This is a genomic window from Burkholderia sp. Bp9143, assembly GCF_003853645.1.
GTDB lineage: Bacteria > Pseudomonadota > Gammaproteobacteria > Burkholderiales > Burkholderiaceae > Burkholderia.
The window spans coordinates 66,714-80,632 of sequence record NZ_QTPO01000001.1 but is presented as its reverse complement, the minus strand read 5'-3'; the positions used below and the strand labels follow the sequence as shown (position 1 = coordinate 80,632).

The window sequence follows — 13,919 nt, the reverse complement described above, 5'->3', positions numbered from 1 at the left end:
CGATCCATCAGCTATACATTTATGTATGACTATCGATCTGAACTGGGAACGTTACCGCACCTTCCTCGCCGTGCTGACGGAAGGCTCGCTGTCGGGCGCGGCGCGCGCGCTCGGCATCACGCAGCCGACGGCAGGCCGCCACGTCGCCGCGCTCGAAGCCGCGTTCGGCCAGACGCTGTTCACGCGCTCGCCGTCGGGGCTGCTGCCGACCGAGGCGGCCCTTGCGCTGCGCGGCCATGCCGAAGCGCTGCGCAGCGCGGCGGCCGCGTTCGAACGCGCGGCCGCGAGCCACGGCGCGGGCGTGCGCGGCACCGTGCGGATCTCGGCCAGCGACGTGATCGCGGTCGAGGTCCTGCCGCCGATGCTCGCGCAGTTGCGGCGCGATCATCCGGGGCTCGTGATCGAACTGGTGCCGACCGACCGCATCCAGGACGTCCTGAATCGCGAAGCCGATATCGCCGTGCGGATGGCGCCGCCCGCGCAGGAAGCGCTCGTCGCGCGGCGCGTCGGCGACATCGACGTCGGGCTGCATGCGCGCGACGACTACCTCGCACGCAACGGCACGCCGTCGACGATGGACGAACTCGCGCATCACACGCTGATCGGTTTCGATACGGTGACGCCGTTCATTCGCGCGGCCGGGCGCGGCCTGCCGTTGTGGAAGCGCGATACCTTCGCGCTGCGCACCGACAGCAATCTTGCACAACTCGCGATGATTCGCGCGGGCTACGGGATCGGCTTCTGCCAGAACCGGCTCGCGCAACGCGACGCGCGGCTCGTGCGCGTACTGCCGGACGGGCCCGCGATGAAACTGGAAACCTGGGTGGTCATGCACGAGGATCTGCGGACGAGCCCGCGTTGCCGGGCCGTGTTCGATGCGCTGGCGAACGGGCTGCGTGCGTATGCCGAAGGGACGGCCGACTAGGCCGTTCGCCCCCGCCGCGCGTGCGAATCGCCGCGAAGCGCGCTATTCGTAGATCTTGCCGGCGAAGAGGATGTCCGCCATGCGCCGCCACGGGTTGTCGGGCAGGTCGTAGCAGCGCAGCCCTTCCTCGGACGCTTCGGCCCAGTCGACCATCGCCTCCAGGTACTCGCCGATCGAGCGGTTTTCCCAGCCGAGCGCGGCGGCCGCGTACGGCGCCGGCGGCACGTCGGCCTCGAGCTGGCGCTCCTTGTGCCAGTCATGACCGAGCACGCGCAGGAAATGGATCAGCGAGCGCTCGTCGACCACCCGCTCGAGCGCGTGCTGCAGCCGCGCGGCCATCTCGCCTTTCAGTTCGTCGTTCATGCGTATCGCCCCCTGCTACGCAACGTTCAGAAAGCTTCCACCTCGCACCAACCGGGATACGCTTCCTCGACGATGAAGAAATCGTCGAAATAGACAGCCCGAGCCGTTCGAGCGACCTCATGCACGCATCGGCAGCGTCGCCGCCGAAGAACGGGCCGAGCGACACCAAGCGGTCCGACTCGTCGAAGCAGTCGGCGAAATTGAATTCGCGCATGACGGCAGACAGGTCGATCGCTTTCTCGACCAGCGCCGCGCGTCGAACGACAATCCCGAAATCTCTCGATATTTTCATCGGTACCGACTCCCGTCGAATACGTGCCTCTGCGCTCGCGCGCATGCCTGCTTCACATCAGCAACTGCCGCGACAGCACCTCGCGCGCCTGCGTGACCGTCTTGCGTTCGCCAGGCATCGGCGGCGTCAGCGAGAACACCGCGTCGGGCAGCGCCGGCAGCCGGTATTTCGCGCCGAGCCGCACGAGGCCCTCGCCGATCGCCGATGCGCACAGGCAGCCGACGCCGAGCCCCGCCGCCAGCATCGACTGCAGCCCCGCGACGCCCGACGCGCTGTGCACCAGCACGTACGGCGCGTGCTGCTCGGCGAGCGAGCGCACCGCGATCTGATGCATCATGCAGTCGTCCGGCAGCAGCACGAGCGGCAGCGGCTCGGGCAACTGCTCGGCGAGCGCGGGCGACGCGACCCACGACAGCGGCTCGCGCCGCAGCACCCAGCGCGTATCGGCCGATGCAGGCCGGAACGGGCCGCTCGACAGGTTCATCACGACGCCGAGATCGATCTGCCCGCGCGCATGGGCAGCTTCGATCTCCGCGCTCTTCATCGCACTCACGTGCAGGCTCAGTTGCGGGTAGCACTCCCGCAACCGCGCGAGCAGGCCCGCGACTTCATGCGTCCGGTAGTAGTCGGTGATCGCGACGCGCAACTCGCCCTTGATCGCCTGTCCGCGCACGTCGTCGAACGCGGCCTCGTTCAGCGCGACGATGCGCCGTGCATGCTGCAGCAGTCGCGCGCCGGCCGGCGTCGGCTCGACGCCGCGCTTGCTGCGCACGAACAGCGGCACGCCGGCGCGCGATTCGAGCTTGCGCACCTGCTCGCTGACCGTCGACTGTGACAGATGCAGCAGCGGCGCGGCTGCCGTAAGGCTGCCCGCATCCGCCACCACCGCGAACGTGCGTAATTGATCCAGGTCGAAACCGCGCATCGCCCTCTCCATCCATCGAATAACCCGATGGATGCTACCACCAATTCCCGCTTTTCCGAATCATCGACGGTCCGCAGAATATCGGTTCAACGGCCGGCCTGAAGCCCGTTTCGACGGGATTCAGCATGCGTTACGGCCCTCATTGCTTCGGACCTCCGTTCATGACCGACAACACCCTTGCCCCCTGCGCGCCGGCCGGCGCGGCCGCCGCGGCACCGTCGCGCAGCCATCACGGCTGGGCGCTCGTGGTCCTGCTGGTCGGTGCCATTCTGCCGCCGCTCGACTACTTCATCGTGAATCTCGCGCTACCGGCCATTCGCGACGGCATCGGCGCACGGCCTGCCGAGCTGCAGCTCGTCGTGTCGGCCTATGCGTGCGCGAACGCGGTCGTGCAGATCACCGGCGGGCGTCTGGGCGACCTGTACGGCCGCAAGCGGATGTTCATGATCGGGATGGCCGGCTTCGTCGTCGCATCGACGCTGTGCGGGCTCGCCGGCAGCGGCGCGGTACTGGTCGGCGGCCGCGTGCTGCAGGGCCTGTTCGCCGCGATCCTCGCGCCGCAGGTGCTCGCGACGATCCGCGGCGTATTCAGCCCGCAGGAGCAGGTGCGCGTGATGGGCTTCTACGGTTTCGTGTTCGGCCTCGCGGCCGTGATCGGCCAGCTCGGCGGCGGCGCGCTGATCAGCCTGCATCCGTTCGGGCTCGGCTGGCGCGCGATCTTCCTGGTCAATGTGCCGATCGGCATCCTCGCGCTGCTCGGCAGCTGGCGCTTCATCCCGGAAAGCCGGCCGCCGCGCGGCCTGCGCATCGACGTTCCCGGCACGGTGCTGCTGTCGCTGTTCCTGCTGATGCTCGTCTATCCGCTCACGCACGGACGCGACGCGGGTTGGCCGCTGTGGATGGTCGCGTGCGCCGCCGGCGCGCTGCCGATGCTCGGCGCGCTGCTGGCGGTCGAAGCGCGCCGGCTCACCGGCGGCCGCGATCCGCTGCTCGACGTGCGCCTGCTGCGCAACCCGGTCGTCGCGCTCGGGCTCATGCTCGCGTTCCTGTTCTACATGCTGAGCGCGTTCTTCCTGAGCTATGGGATCTATCTGCAGGGCTGCCTGAACTGGTCGCCGCTCGCATCGGGGCTGGCGATCCTGCCGCTCGGCATCGGCTTCCTCGCGAGCCCGCTGCTGATGCCGCGCCTCGTCGCCCGGTTCGGCGGCTATCGCGTGCTCACGCTCGGCTTCGCGATGCTCGCGGCCGGCGTCGCGACCGCCGCCGCAATGGCCGGCGAACACGCGCCCGGCCCGGGCTTTTATGCGGGCATCGCGTCGATCGGCATCGGGCAAGGCCTCGTGCTGCCGTCGGTCGTGCGGATCGTGCTCGCCGAAGTCGACGCGGCGCGCGCCGGGGTCGCATCCGGCATGGTCACCGCGATGCTGCAGATCGGCGCAGCCGTTGGCGCGGCGACGCTCGGCGGGCTGTTCTTCGCGCGGCTCGGCGCGCACCCTGGCGCGGTCGACTACGTGCAGCGGTTCAGGGCGGCGATGTGGGCGCTGACGGCCGTGCTGCTCATGTGCGTTGCGTTGTCGGCCGCGCTGGGGCCGATGCATCGGCGGGCGCGGGCCGGCGCGTGACGACACCGGGCCGGGAACACGTCGCCGGCGGCGAAACCGGAACGGTGCGTGCGCGGCCGCTTGCCGGCATCGGCATCGGGCTCACTTCACCGGTGATGCTTCTGTTGCGCGTGCCGCGCTTCCCATTCGGCCAGTTCGACGCGATAGCGCGCCAGTGCTTCGTCGTACAGGTCGAACACGCACGGCGAACAGCCGCTGTTGCAGCAGTCTTCCAGTTCGGGTTGTACGGGCGGGGTCGGACGCGGATCGTCGTCCGGCGTATCCACGGCGGCAGGCTTGGTCACGGCTTCAGTCACACGATGTCGGATGAACAGTATACGGTGAGGGGCAGCGCCATGCAGGCACGGGTGTCCACGGAGCCATGCATCGGCATCTACCGCCGACCAACAGGAGCCGCATCATGGCCGAAGCAGTGAATCCGCCGGAAGTCTGGGCGCCGTTCGGCGCCTTCTCGATGGCCGTGGTCCAGGGCGACGGCCGGATCGTTCATCTGAAGGGACAGGTCGCACTCGACCGGGACGGTCACGTCGTCGGTGCCGACGACATGCGCGCGCAGGTTCGGCAAACGCTCGGCAACATTCGCGACGTGCTCGCCGCGCTGGGCGGGCAGCTGCAGGACGTGATCTCGCTGGTTCACTACGCGACCGACATCAACGCGTTCATGCAGGCCAGCGACATCCGCAAGGCGTTCTTCGCGGAACCCTATCCCGTGACGACGACCGTCCAGGTCGAACGTCTGTACCGCCCCGATCTGCTGATCGAAATCGCGGCGATCGCGGAAATTCCGCGTGCGCGATTTCGCATGCCCTGACGCCGCACTCGCGTGCGACAGCCGCCCCCTACGCCACGCGGCCGCTCACCGGAATCGATGCGCCGGTGATCGCCTGCGCATCGGCCGACAGCAGGAACCCGATCGTCGCCGCGATCTGTTCCGGCCGGACCCAGCGCGAGAAATCCGCGTCCGGCATGTCCGCACGGTTCGGCGGCGTGTCGATGATGCTCGGCAACAGTGCGTTCACGGTCACGCCGCGATCGAGCAGTTCCGCCGCCAGCGCCTCGGTGAGCCGCGCGACACCGGCCTTCGCGGCCGCATACGCGCCCATCCCCGCGCCGGCCTTGAACGCCGCGCCCGCGCCGATGTTGACGATGCGGCCCGCCGGGCTCGCCACCAGGTACGGCAGCGCGGCCTTCGACGCATTCAGCGCCGTCTTCACGTTCAGTTCGTACATGCGGTCCCACGTGGCCGCGTCGCCGTCGGCGATCGTCTGCCACACGAACGCGCCCGCGATGTTCAGCAGCGCGTCGACCCGGCCGAATTCGCGATTCACGGCTTCAAGCGCGCGCGCAGCCGCCTGCGGATCGACGAGATCGATGCCGCCGATGCGCAGCGCATCGGCCGGCACGCCGGGCAATGCCTGCGCGTCCGGCGCCGCGCCGCGGCCGATCAGCGCGACGCGCGCGCCGCGCTGGCCGAGCCAGGCGGCCGTGGCGACGCCGAGATGGCCGAATCCGCCGGTGATCGCGACTGCCTTGCCTTTCAGGTCGTGTTCCATCGATGTGCTCTCCAGGGTCGAGGGGGATTGGATGATACGTGGTTCGGGGCGATGCCGGCCGCGACACGGACGTACCCGGCCGGCGTTTCGACAGCGTAGCGCCGTTCACGCTTCCGCGCGCGCGGCGACGAACGCGTGGCCGCCGACGAAGCCGGCCAGCTGCCCCCGCCGCGGCCATGACCGCGCGCACCGCGCATGCCGGCCGGCAGCCGGGCATAATGCGCGATCGCGATACGCCGCGCGGTGCGCCGCGATCGCATCGGCGTCTTGAGCAGCCTGCGCCGTTCCCGTCATGAAACCCGAACTTCACCCCGTCTATCCCATGCAAGTACTCGTCGTTGGCACCGGCAAGCTGGCAACCGAACTGCTCGACTCGCACCAGCTCGACCCGGCAACCTGTCGCGTGATGACCTGGTCGGACCGCGCACGCACCGAAACGCGTTCGATCGTCGTTCACGCCGGATCCGGCCGCGAGCTGCCTGCCGCGATCGAATTCTGCCGCGCCACGCGCTCGCCGCTCGTCGAGCTGTCCACCGGCTCCGACCTCGAAACCGGATCGCACGACTTCCCGGTCGTGCTCTGTCCGAATACGAACATACTGATGCTCAAATTCATGAGCATGCTGGAAACCAGCGGCCATCTGTTTCGCGACTGCCGCATCAGCGTGACGGAGTCCCACCAGGCCAGCAAGACGTCCGTGCCGGGCACCGCGGTCGGCATCGGTCAGTCGCTCGGCGTGCCCGCGCAGGACATCCGCTCCGTGCGAAACCCCGACGAGCAGCGCGACGCATTGCAGATCCCCGACGATCAACTTGGCCGCCATGCGTTCCACCGGATCCGAATCGAGGATGGCGCATGCAGCCTGCAGTTCGAATCGCGCGTGTACGGCGCGTCGCCTTACGCGGATGGCGTGTCGCGGATCGTCGAGGCCGTCCGGCAGCACGAACTCGAACCTCGCCGATACTCGATCGTGGAGTTCATCCACAACGGCTGGCTGTAGGCACAAGCGTGCGCGGGTCGGCCGACGGCGCCTCTGCCGGCACACCCGGCGGCCGCCACCGCGCAATCGTCAACGCACCCGTTAGCCGTTAGCCGTCGCCCAGCACGGCCCCGCTCTCCGGCAACGTCGCGCCGCCATCGACGACGATCGTCTGCCCGGTGATGTACGCCGCATCGGCCGACGCGAGAAACAGCATCGCGTTCGCGATGTCCTCCGGCTCGCCCATCCGCGCGAGCGGGATGTCGCGCGCGATCTGCGCGACGACCGACGCATCGCCGAGATTGCCGAGATTGCCGGCCGCCGGCGTGCGGATCATCCCCGGCTCGACGCCGTTGACCGTCACGTTGCGGCGCGCGAGTTCGAGCGCCGCCGCGCGGATGAAGCCGTTCACGCCAGCCTTCGACGCCGCGTAGTGCGCGAGCCCCGGATAGACGACGCGCGGCCCCGTCACCGACGACGTCACGAGCAGCCGCCCGGCTCCCGCGCGCTCGAATGCCGGCAACGCAGCCTGCGCAAGCCAGAAAAGCGCCGACAGGTTGACCGACAACGTGCGCTCGAGTGTCGGTTCGTCGATCTGCGCAAACGGGGTCAATGGAAAATATGCGGCGTTGTGAACGACGACGTCGAGCCGGCCGCCGTCGCGCTCGACCGCCGCGACGAGCGCGCCGAGTTCGTCGCGGCTCGCGGCGTCGACGCGATACGCACGCGCATCGCCGCCCGCGCTGGCGAGCGCGTCCGCCTGCGCGGCGGCCGCATCGCCGTTGAGATCGGCGAGCGCGACGAACGCATCGGATTCCGCGAAACGGCGGGCAATCGCCGCGCCGATTCCCTGCGCGGCGCCCGTGACCAGCACGACGCGTCCGCCGAAATCCGCACGCAGGCGGCCGCTGCCGAGCACGGCGTTCATCGCCGCGCCTCGCCGCCGAGCGGATGCACGGTCTCGTTCAGCACCTGCGCATGCGCGCCGATCGGGAAGTTCGACAGCGTGCCGAAATCGCCGCCCTGATAACCGAAGATCTTGCCGTCCGTCTTGCGTTGCGCGAGATCGATCAGCACGACGCCGAGCGTCGGCACCACCTTCTCGCGCCACACGAACAGATACAGTTGCTCTGCAATCCTGAAGTAATGGCAGCGATCCACGTCCGCCAGCCCGCCTTCGACGCCCTGCAGGCACTGCCACGCGTAGAAGTTCTCGTTCAGGTAGATGTGCTCGTAGCATTCGGTCGGGCTGTAGCGATACATCGTCCGCTTGCCGATCAGTTCGCGCGTGGGCCCGTGCAGCGGGCCCGGCCGCGCATGGCCGCCGAGCGTGCCGTGCCGGAACGTCGCGTCGACGCCCGTCAGCGGCAGCCCGCGCGCGACCCGCGTGAATGCGTCGACGTGCGTGTCGGCTTCGGTCGGCAGCGTGCCGATCACCGACGTCCACACGCCGTTGCCGACGTCGATCACGAGGCTGACCGACGTCGCGCGCGCCACCGGGTCGATGTAGTCGACGAAGTACAGGTCGTCGCGCAGCCGCGTGACGCGGCACGGCGCACGGCCACCCGTGTCGGTCGCCGCGTCGCGCCGTTGCAGCGCACCCGCCTCGAATGCATAGACGCGCCATGCGCCCGATGCGTCGCCGAGGGCCAGCGACCGCCCGACGAGCGCGTTCACGGGCGCGAGGATGTTCGCGTCCGCCGCGAAGCCGTCCGCGAGCGCGCCAACCTGGATGAATACCGGATCCTGTCGTTCCACCTGCCGTCTCCCGCGCAGCTTCAGGCCCGGCGGGCCGTATACGCTGCTCATGTGCACATGGTGCGGGCTGCGCGCGTCACGCGGTATCGGCCAAAAGGATGAAGGGCGCGCGGCGCCGGAACGCGCTAAAGTGCACGTGATCCGCGCCGCTGCTGGCGCGAGGAGCGCTCATGCACCGTGTCACCCATTACCGACGGACCGATGAAGGCATCGAGGCGATCAGCCTCGAGTCCGACCGCACGTTTCCGCGGCATGCGCACGACGAGTTCGGGGTCGGCGTGATCGTCAGCGGCGCGCACCGGTCCTGGAGCGGCCGCGGGCAGGTCGACGCGCTGGCCGGCGACGCGATCATGGTCAATCCGGGCGAGATGCACGACGGCATGCCGATCGAGACGGGCACGGGCCGGCGCTGGCGGATGCTGTATCTCGCACCCGCGCTGGTCGCGGGCGTCGCGGCGGAAGAAGGCCTCGGCGGCGTCGAGCTCGCGCATCCGGCCGTGCGCGACGCGCGGCTCGCGGCCGCGTTCGGCCGGTTGCATGCACGAATCGTCGCGGGAGATACATTGCCGCTCGCCCGCGACGAGGCGCTCGTGACGCTGGTCGCCGGGCTGCTTGCGCGGCATTCGAACCGCGTGCTGCCGGCCGCCGGCGTCGCGCCGGCGATCCGCGTGGCCCGCGAGCGGCTCGATGCGGCTCCCGCCGCACCTGTCTCGCTGGCCGAGCTCGCCGGCCTGAGCGGCGTGAGCCGCTTCCAGCTGCTGCGCGGGTTTTCGCGCGAACTCGGCATCACGCCGCACGCGTATCTGGTGCAGTCGCGCACGCGGCTGGCGCGGGCACTGCTCGCGAGCGGCCGGCCGATCGCGGATGCCGCGGCCGAAGCCGGTTTTGCCGACCAGAGCCACCTGACACGCGCGTTCGCACGCCAGTTCGGGATCACGCCGGGACGATTCACGCAAACCGGCTGACGGGCTTCGCGGTCCCGGCACGGCCGCCGCCGGTCGCGCGATATCGTCGATCGCTGCCGTTCAGCAACGACGATGGCGCTTGATGGCGGCGCTATCGGTCATCCGGAGACACCGGACGCAGTGCCGCTCCGCTCACCGGCGCCGCTGCAATTTCGTTCAAGACGCCCGCGCCGCCGCACGCGATGATGCGGCGCATGAAAACACGACTGATCGGCTATCTCTATCTCGCCGCCGCAATGGCAGGCGTCGGCAGCACCGTCATCGCGAGCCGCCTCGCGGCCGGTGGCCTGCCGCCGTTCGCGGCCACCGCGCTGCGCTTCCTGATCGCAACCCCGCTGCTGTTCGCGCTGATGCGGGCGCAGCGGATGCGATGGCCGCGCGTCTCCGCACGCGACGCCGTGCTGCTGGTCGTCCAGGCTGCGGCGGGCGGTGTCGGCTATACGGTGCTGCTGATCAGCGGCACGAAGCTGTCGTCGCCCATCGACGCGGGCGTGATGCTCGGCACGCTGCCGGCGATGTCGACGCTGATCGCGGCGATCGTGCTGCGCGAGCGGCAGACGCCGCGCGACTGGGGCGCGGCCGCGCTTGCCACCGCCGGTGTGCTGTTCGTCACGTTCGCGCCCGGCCAGGCCATGCCGTCGCTCCGGACACTCGCCGGCGACGCGCTGGTGCTGGCGGCCGTCGCTTGCGAGGCCGTGTTCATCCTGCTCAACCGGCGGCTGTCGGCGCCGTTGCCACCGCTCGCGCTGTCGACGGCGATGTCGGGCCTCGGCTTCGTGCTCGCGCTGGTGCCGGCCGCGTTCGAATGGCACGCGCTGGCGACTGGCTGGAACGTCGGCGCGGTGTCGGCGATCGCGTACTACGCATTGGTGCCGACCGTGCTCGGCTATCTGTGCTGGTATGCGGGTTCGGCGCGCACGAGCGGCACCGAAGCCGCGCTGTTCACGGCGGTCGCGCCGGTCTCGGCCGTGCTGTTCGCGGTCGCGCTGTTCGGCGAGACGCTGGGCGGCACGCGACTCCTCGGCATCGCGCTCGTCGTCGCGGGGATGCTGGTGGGTGCGATGCGGCGGCGTGAACCGCCGGCACGCGAAACGGATGCACGGTCGAGGTCGCCGGCGCGGCCGGCGGCATCCACGTCGGCCGCTACCGATTGATCCGCGTGAGCGACGACTGTAGGAATGTGTCCGCACACGGCAAAATCGTTGCGTCCCACAGCCCAAGATGCAATATTCGCGTGGCCGGGCCATTTGACAACCACCGAACAACAATTCGCAACGCCATGAACAAGAAGGAAGCCAAAACAAGAATCGCGGCGCTGCTGTCCGCGGGCGCGAGGAAAGCCGATGTGCTCGCCGAGCTGGCCGGACAGGGCCTCAAGGATCGCGTGCTCGCGCGCCTGATCGCGTCGCGCCCCGATCCCGAGCTGTGCAGGAAGAACAAGGTGCATACGTGGGTCCTGATCGGGCTCGGCATCGCGCAGTTGGTGATCAGCCTCGCACTCGCCTATCTCATCTTGGCGGACACACTCAGCGAAGGCGCCGCGCTGCTGTTCCTCGCACTGACGGTACCGCTGTCGCTGCTGTTCATCTGGGGCTTCGCGACCCATCGCGTCGGCGCGTATCACGCGTTCATCGTTCTGTCGCTGCTGCAAGTACCGAAGACCATCGCCGATCTCGGCCGCGACCCGTCGGCCGCGCTGCCGACCCTCGGGGTGACGGTCATCCTGGTCGGCTACGTCTGGTTCGTCCGCAACCGGCTGTTCCCCGACTTCGGCTGGTTCACGCCGCGCAAGGTCGAAGGCCGTTATGCGTTCGTGGAAAGCACCTGACGAAGCGCCCGCCTTCACCACACACCATGAAAAAGGCGCCGGGCCACCCCGCAATCGCGGGACGGCCCGGCGCCTTCTGCATTCCGGAACCCGGCAGCTTATTTGGCCTTCTCAGCCGTATCGCTGATTGCCTGACCACCCTTCGAAATGTCCTGCCCCATGCCTGCAACGGTATTGCAACCGGCGAGCGCGGCGGTCACCACCAGCAGCACTGCAGCAATCGTACGCGTCATTCTCATTCTCCTTCGAGTCAGCAAGCCCGACCGGGCGAATCGTATGCGGCGTGGTGCCCTGCGGTGCGCAGGACACGGGGCCTGACCTGATTATACGGAGACGGCCGCCGTGTGCCAGTGCCGTCCCGCGCATCACTCGGCCGGTCGCACAGATTTCCCTTGACTTCGTCGGCACGCGAACTAATATACGCACCGCGTATATTTTTCATCAGGTGCCGCCGATGACCGTTCCCCAGCAAGCCTTCCTGCGCGACGCGATGCGCCGCCTCAACATGACCCGCGAAGCGTTCGCGAGCCGCATCGGCGTAAGCCGCCGTGCACTGGATACATGGCTGTTGCCCGACGACTCGCAGGAATCGCGCGGAATGCCCGAGATCGTCGAACGCTTCGTGTCGGAAATCGTCGACCGCGCGGCACCGGATGGCGGGGACTATACGCAAAGCGTAGACAAACAGGGGCTCGCGAAGCAATTCCTGTTCGAAGGCAAGCCACAGCTGATCTCGGTGGACCAGTTCTCGCGCGACTCGGTCGAGGCGTTGTTCCGCGTCGCCGACGTCATGCAGCCGATCGCACGCCGCCACAAGATCTCGCGCGTGCTTGAAGGCGCGGTGCTCGGCAACCTGTTCTTCGAGGCCAGCACGCGCACGCGCGTGTCGTTCGGCGCGGCCTTCTGCCGGCTCGGCGGCTCGGTGTGCGACACGACCGGCTTCACGTTCTCGTCGATGGCCAAGGGCGAATCGATCTACGACACGAGCCGCGTGATGGCCGGCTACGTCGACGCACTCGTGATCCGCCACCCGGAGAAAGGCTCGGTTGCCGAATTCGCGCGCGCGACCAACCTGCCGGTGATCAACGGCGGCGACGGCCCGGGCGAACACCCGAGCCAGGCACTGCTCGATCTCTATACGATCCAGCGCGAGTTCTCGCGGCTCGGCAAGATCGTCGACGGCGCGCATATCGCGCTCGTCGGCGATCTGAAATATGGCCGCACCGTGCACTCGCTCGTCAAGCTGCTGGCGCTGTACCGCGGGCTGAAGTTCACGCTCGTGTCGCCGCCGACGCTCGAAATGCCGGCGTACATCATCGACCAGATCGCGACCAACGGCCACGTGATCGAGCAGACGAACGACCTCGCGGCCGGGCTGCGCGGCGCGGACGTCGTCTATGCGACGCGAATCCAGAAGGAGCGCTTCACCGATGAGTCGTTCGAGGGCTACACGCCGGATTTCCAGATCAACCAGGCGCTCGTCGACTCCTTCTGCAAGCCCGACACGCTGATCATGCACCCGCTGCCGCGCGACAGCCGGCCCGGCGCGAACGACCTGTCGGTCGACCTGAACCGCGATCCGCGCCTCGCGATCTTCCGGCAGACCGACAACGGCATTCCGGTGCGGATGGCGATCTTCGCGGTGCTGCTCGGCGTCGAGAATCTCGTCCAGCACTCGATGCGCGACGCGACGTGGCGCCCGCCGGCGTACCTCGGGCCGGAGGATGCGGTGTTTCACGGGATCGATTGACCCACATCCGGTATCGCGCGGCCGCCCTCGACTACTTCAGTTCAGGGGGCACGCACGGACTTAACGCACAACGCGCCGCCTTGCACGGCGCGTTTTCATTTTCGGCGCGGGTAACGCGAGGGCGGACAGCCCGCGTCAGCGAGCCCACGGATCGATCACGCGCAGGCCCGCCGATTCGAACGGCGCGACGTCGCGCGTGGCCACGATCAAGCCGTTCGCTGCGGCGGTTGCAGCGATAAGCCCATCGGCAGGTGCCATCGCGTTGCCCGCGGCACGCGCCTTCGCGCGAAGGCTCGCATACGCTTTACTGGCCGCATCGTCGAACGGCAGGATTCGGCCGCGAAACAGCGGCACGACACGCTGCTCGATGCTTTGGTGCAGCCAGTCCCGCCGTCGCCCTTCCGGCAAGGCTGCCACGCCGAAGCGCATTTCCGCGAGACTGATCGCGGCAAGAAACAGCGTCTCGACGTTCTGCGCGTCGAGCCAATCGATCACGGCCACACTCGGCTCGCGTCGCAGCGGCTCGGAAATGACATTGGTATCGACCAGAATCATTCGAAGCTCATCGGATCGGTCGGCGATCTGTCGCGCGGAACCTCGAAATCGATGCCTCCCGCTTCGCGCCCGATTTCAGCCAGCAGCGTTCCCAGCTTGGGCCGCCCGCCGGGCCGAACGGCCTGCTCGAGGATATCGCGCACCTCTGCTTCGGTACTGCGGCCATGCTGCGCCGCACGGATTCGAAGCGCGCGATGTACCTCGTCGGGCAAATTTCGAACGGTAATCACAGGCATGATGCACCCCACCACAATTGCTTTCAATGCATGCATGCTATCACCTTGCTGTCACTCCGGACGAATGAAGACACAACCACTGTAGCTCGCTCGGCAAGGCCTTCACACTCGGCCAGTCGGCCATCCTCCCCGCCCCGCCAGCCCGTAAAGCCTCCGTAACATTCGTCA

General features: G+C 68.5%; 17 protein-coding genes. 8 read left to right on the top strand and 9 right to left on the bottom strand.

The annotated features are described in order from the left end of the window. Positions 1-25: 25 nt before the first annotated feature. Complete coding sequence (locus tag DIE23_RS00415; protein ID WP_124610288.1) at positions 26-925, top strand: LysR family transcriptional regulator; 900 nt, start codon at positions 26-28, stop codon at positions 923-925. Positions 926-967: 42 nt separating this feature from the next. On the opposite strand, the gene DIE23_RS00410 is transcribed toward DIE23_RS00415, so the two are convergent. Both DIE23_RS00410 and DIE23_RS00405 read right to left on the bottom strand, forming a co-directional pair. Further along, positions 968-1,288, bottom strand: coding sequence for a hypothetical protein (locus tag DIE23_RS00410; protein ID WP_124610287.1), 321 nt, complete (start codon positions 1,286-1,288; stop codon positions 968-970). A gap of 344 nt (positions 1,289-1,632) precedes the next feature. Continuing rightward, positions 1,633-2,505, bottom strand: a complete 873-nt coding sequence (locus DIE23_RS00405; RefSeq protein ID WP_124610286.1) for a LysR family transcriptional regulator — start codon at positions 2,503-2,505, stop codon at positions 1,633-1,635. Positions 2,506-2,666: 161 nt separating this feature from the next. Here DIE23_RS00405 and DIE23_RS00400 point away from each other — a divergent pair, with 161 nt between their 5' ends. Further along, complete coding sequence (locus DIE23_RS00400; protein ID WP_124610285.1) at positions 2,667-4,127, top strand: MFS transporter; 1,461 nt, start codon at positions 2,667-2,669, stop codon at positions 4,125-4,127. Positions 4,128-4,213: 86 nt separating this feature from the next. On the opposite strand, the gene DIE23_RS00395 is transcribed toward DIE23_RS00400, so the two are convergent. After that, positions 4,214-4,423, bottom strand: a complete 210-nt coding sequence (locus DIE23_RS00395) for an oxidoreductase-like domain-containing protein (RefSeq protein WP_409364215.1) — start codon at positions 4,421-4,423, stop codon at positions 4,214-4,216. 104 nt (positions 4,424-4,527) lie between these two features. Here DIE23_RS00395 and DIE23_RS00390 point away from each other — a divergent pair, with 104 nt between their 5' ends. Next, positions 4,528-4,938 carry a RidA family protein gene (locus DIE23_RS00390; RefSeq protein WP_124610284.1) on the top strand — a complete coding sequence of 137 codons (411 nt, stop codon included), beginning with the start codon at positions 4,528-4,530 and terminating at the stop codon, positions 4,936-4,938. Positions 4,939-4,966: 28 nt separating this feature from the next. On the opposite strand, the gene DIE23_RS00385 is transcribed toward DIE23_RS00390, so the two are convergent. After that, positions 4,967-5,680, bottom strand: coding sequence for an SDR family NAD(P)-dependent oxidoreductase (locus tag DIE23_RS00385; RefSeq protein ID WP_124610283.1), 714 nt, complete (start codon positions 5,678-5,680; stop codon positions 4,967-4,969). A 322-nt stretch (positions 5,681-6,002) separates the two neighbouring features. Here DIE23_RS00385 and DIE23_RS00380 point away from each other — a divergent pair, with 322 nt between their 5' ends. After that, positions 6,003-6,680 carry a dihydrodipicolinate reductase C-terminal domain-containing protein gene (locus DIE23_RS00380; RefSeq protein ID WP_124610471.1) on the top strand — a complete coding sequence of 226 codons (678 nt, stop codon included), beginning with the start codon at positions 6,003-6,005 and terminating at the stop codon, positions 6,678-6,680. An 88-nt stretch (positions 6,681-6,768) separates the two neighbouring features. Here DIE23_RS00380 and DIE23_RS00375 read toward each other — a convergent pair whose 3' ends face one another. Then, positions 6,769-7,587: an SDR family oxidoreductase gene (locus tag DIE23_RS00375; protein ID WP_124610282.1), complete on the bottom strand. Its 819-nt coding sequence runs from the start codon at positions 7,585-7,587 to the stop codon at positions 6,769-6,771. Continuing rightward, positions 7,584-8,417: a MoaF C-terminal domain-containing protein gene (locus tag DIE23_RS00370; protein WP_124610281.1), complete on the bottom strand. Its 834-nt coding sequence runs from the start codon at positions 8,415-8,417 to the stop codon at positions 7,584-7,586. Before DIE23_RS00370 ends, DIE23_RS00375 begins: the two co-directional genes overlap by 4 nt. A gap of 170 nt (positions 8,418-8,587) precedes the next feature. On the opposite strand from DIE23_RS00370, the gene DIE23_RS00365 reads away from it, so the two are divergent. The 3 genes from DIE23_RS00365 (at position 8,588) to DIE23_RS00355 (ending at position 11,210) form a co-directional block, all read left to right on the top strand. Next, on the top strand, positions 8,588-9,382 hold the full coding sequence (locus DIE23_RS00365) for an AraC family transcriptional regulator (RefSeq protein ID WP_124610280.1): 795 nt from the start codon (positions 8,588-8,590) through the stop codon (positions 9,380-9,382). Between the two features lie 194 nt (positions 9,383-9,576). After that, positions 9,577-10,536, top strand: coding sequence for a DMT family transporter (locus tag DIE23_RS00360; protein ID WP_124610279.1), 960 nt, complete (start codon positions 9,577-9,579; stop codon positions 10,534-10,536). A 125-nt stretch (positions 10,537-10,661) separates the two neighbouring features. Next, positions 10,662-11,210, top strand: coding sequence for a permease (locus DIE23_RS00355; RefSeq protein WP_124610278.1), 549 nt, complete (start codon positions 10,662-10,664; stop codon positions 11,208-11,210). A 98-nt stretch (positions 11,211-11,308) separates the two neighbouring features. Here the strand turns inward: DIE23_RS00355 and DIE23_RS00350 are convergent, their stop codons facing one another. Further along, on the bottom strand, positions 11,309-11,443 hold the full coding sequence (locus DIE23_RS00350; RefSeq protein ID WP_059449563.1) for an entericidin A/B family lipoprotein: 135 nt from the start codon (positions 11,441-11,443) through the stop codon (positions 11,309-11,311). Positions 11,444-11,664: 221 nt separating this feature from the next. Between DIE23_RS00350 and DIE23_RS00345 the strand changes: the two genes are divergently transcribed. Further along, the gene (locus tag DIE23_RS00345) at positions 11,665-12,960 is read left to right on the top strand and encodes an aspartate carbamoyltransferase (protein WP_124610277.1); all 1,296 of its coding nucleotides are present in this window, start codon (positions 11,665-11,667) and stop codon (positions 12,958-12,960) included. Positions 12,961-13,095: 135 nt separating this feature from the next. Here the strand turns inward: DIE23_RS00345 and DIE23_RS00340 are convergent, their stop codons facing one another. Both DIE23_RS00340 and DIE23_RS00335 read right to left on the bottom strand, forming a co-directional pair. Continuing rightward, positions 13,096-13,515, bottom strand: a complete 420-nt coding sequence (locus DIE23_RS00340) for a type II toxin-antitoxin system VapC family toxin (RefSeq protein ID WP_124610276.1) — start codon at positions 13,513-13,515, stop codon at positions 13,096-13,098. Continuing rightward, positions 13,512-13,751: a FitA-like ribbon-helix-helix domain-containing protein gene (locus tag DIE23_RS00335; protein WP_124610470.1), complete on the bottom strand. Its 240-nt coding sequence runs from the start codon at positions 13,749-13,751 to the stop codon at positions 13,512-13,514. The genes DIE23_RS00340 and DIE23_RS00335 overlap by 4 nt, the downstream gene beginning before the upstream one ends. Positions 13,752-13,919: the final 168 nt, after the last annotated feature.

Excerpts from the sequence above, each read along its gene's own strand:
- DIE23_RS00340 (WP_124610276.1), bottom strand. The coding sequence starts at position 13,515 with ATGATTCTGGTCGATACCAATGTCATTTCCGAGCCGCTGCGACGCGAG.
- DIE23_RS00390 (WP_124610284.1), top strand. The coding sequence starts at position 4,528 with ATGGCCGAAGCAGTGAATCCGCCGGAAGTCTGGGCGCCGTTCGGCGCC.
- DIE23_RS00405 (WP_124610286.1), bottom strand. The coding sequence starts at position 2,505 with ATGCGCGGTTTCGACCTGGATCAATTACGCACGTTCGCGGTGGTGGCG.
- DIE23_RS00345 (WP_124610277.1), top strand. The coding sequence starts at position 11,665 with ATGACCGTTCCCCAGCAAGCCTTCCTGCGCGACGCGATGCGCCGCCTC.
- DIE23_RS00380 (WP_124610471.1), top strand. The coding sequence starts at position 6,003 with ATGCAAGTACTCGTCGTTGGCACCGGCAAGCTGGCAACCGAACTGCTC.
- DIE23_RS00400 (WP_124610285.1), top strand. The coding sequence starts at position 2,667 with ATGACCGACAACACCCTTGCCCCCTGCGCGCCGGCCGGCGCGGCCGCC.
- DIE23_RS00365 (WP_124610280.1), top strand. The coding sequence starts at position 8,588 with ATGCACCGTGTCACCCATTACCGACGGACCGATGAAGGCATCGAGGCG.
- DIE23_RS00375 (WP_124610282.1), bottom strand. The coding sequence starts at position 7,587 with ATGAACGCCGTGCTCGGCAGCGGCCGCCTGCGTGCGGATTTCGGCGGA.
- DIE23_RS00415 (WP_124610288.1), top strand. The coding sequence starts at position 26 with ATGACTATCGATCTGAACTGGGAACGTTACCGCACCTTCCTCGCCGTG.
- DIE23_RS00410 (WP_124610287.1), bottom strand. The coding sequence starts at position 1,288 with ATGAACGACGAACTGAAAGGCGAGATGGCCGCGCGGCTGCAGCACGCG.
- DIE23_RS00360 (WP_124610279.1), top strand. The coding sequence starts at position 9,577 with ATGAAAACACGACTGATCGGCTATCTCTATCTCGCCGCCGCAATGGCA.
- DIE23_RS00350 (WP_059449563.1), bottom strand. The coding sequence starts at position 11,443 with ATGACGCGTACGATTGCTGCAGTGCTGCTGGTGGTGACCGCCGCGCTC.
- DIE23_RS00385 (WP_124610283.1), bottom strand. The coding sequence starts at position 5,680 with ATGGAACACGACCTGAAAGGCAAGGCAGTCGCGATCACCGGCGGATTC.
- DIE23_RS00355 (WP_124610278.1), top strand. The coding sequence starts at position 10,662 with ATGAACAAGAAGGAAGCCAAAACAAGAATCGCGGCGCTGCTGTCCGCG.
- DIE23_RS00335 (WP_124610470.1), bottom strand. The coding sequence starts at position 13,751 with ATGCCTGTGATTACCGTTCGAAATTTGCCCGACGAGGTACATCGCGCG.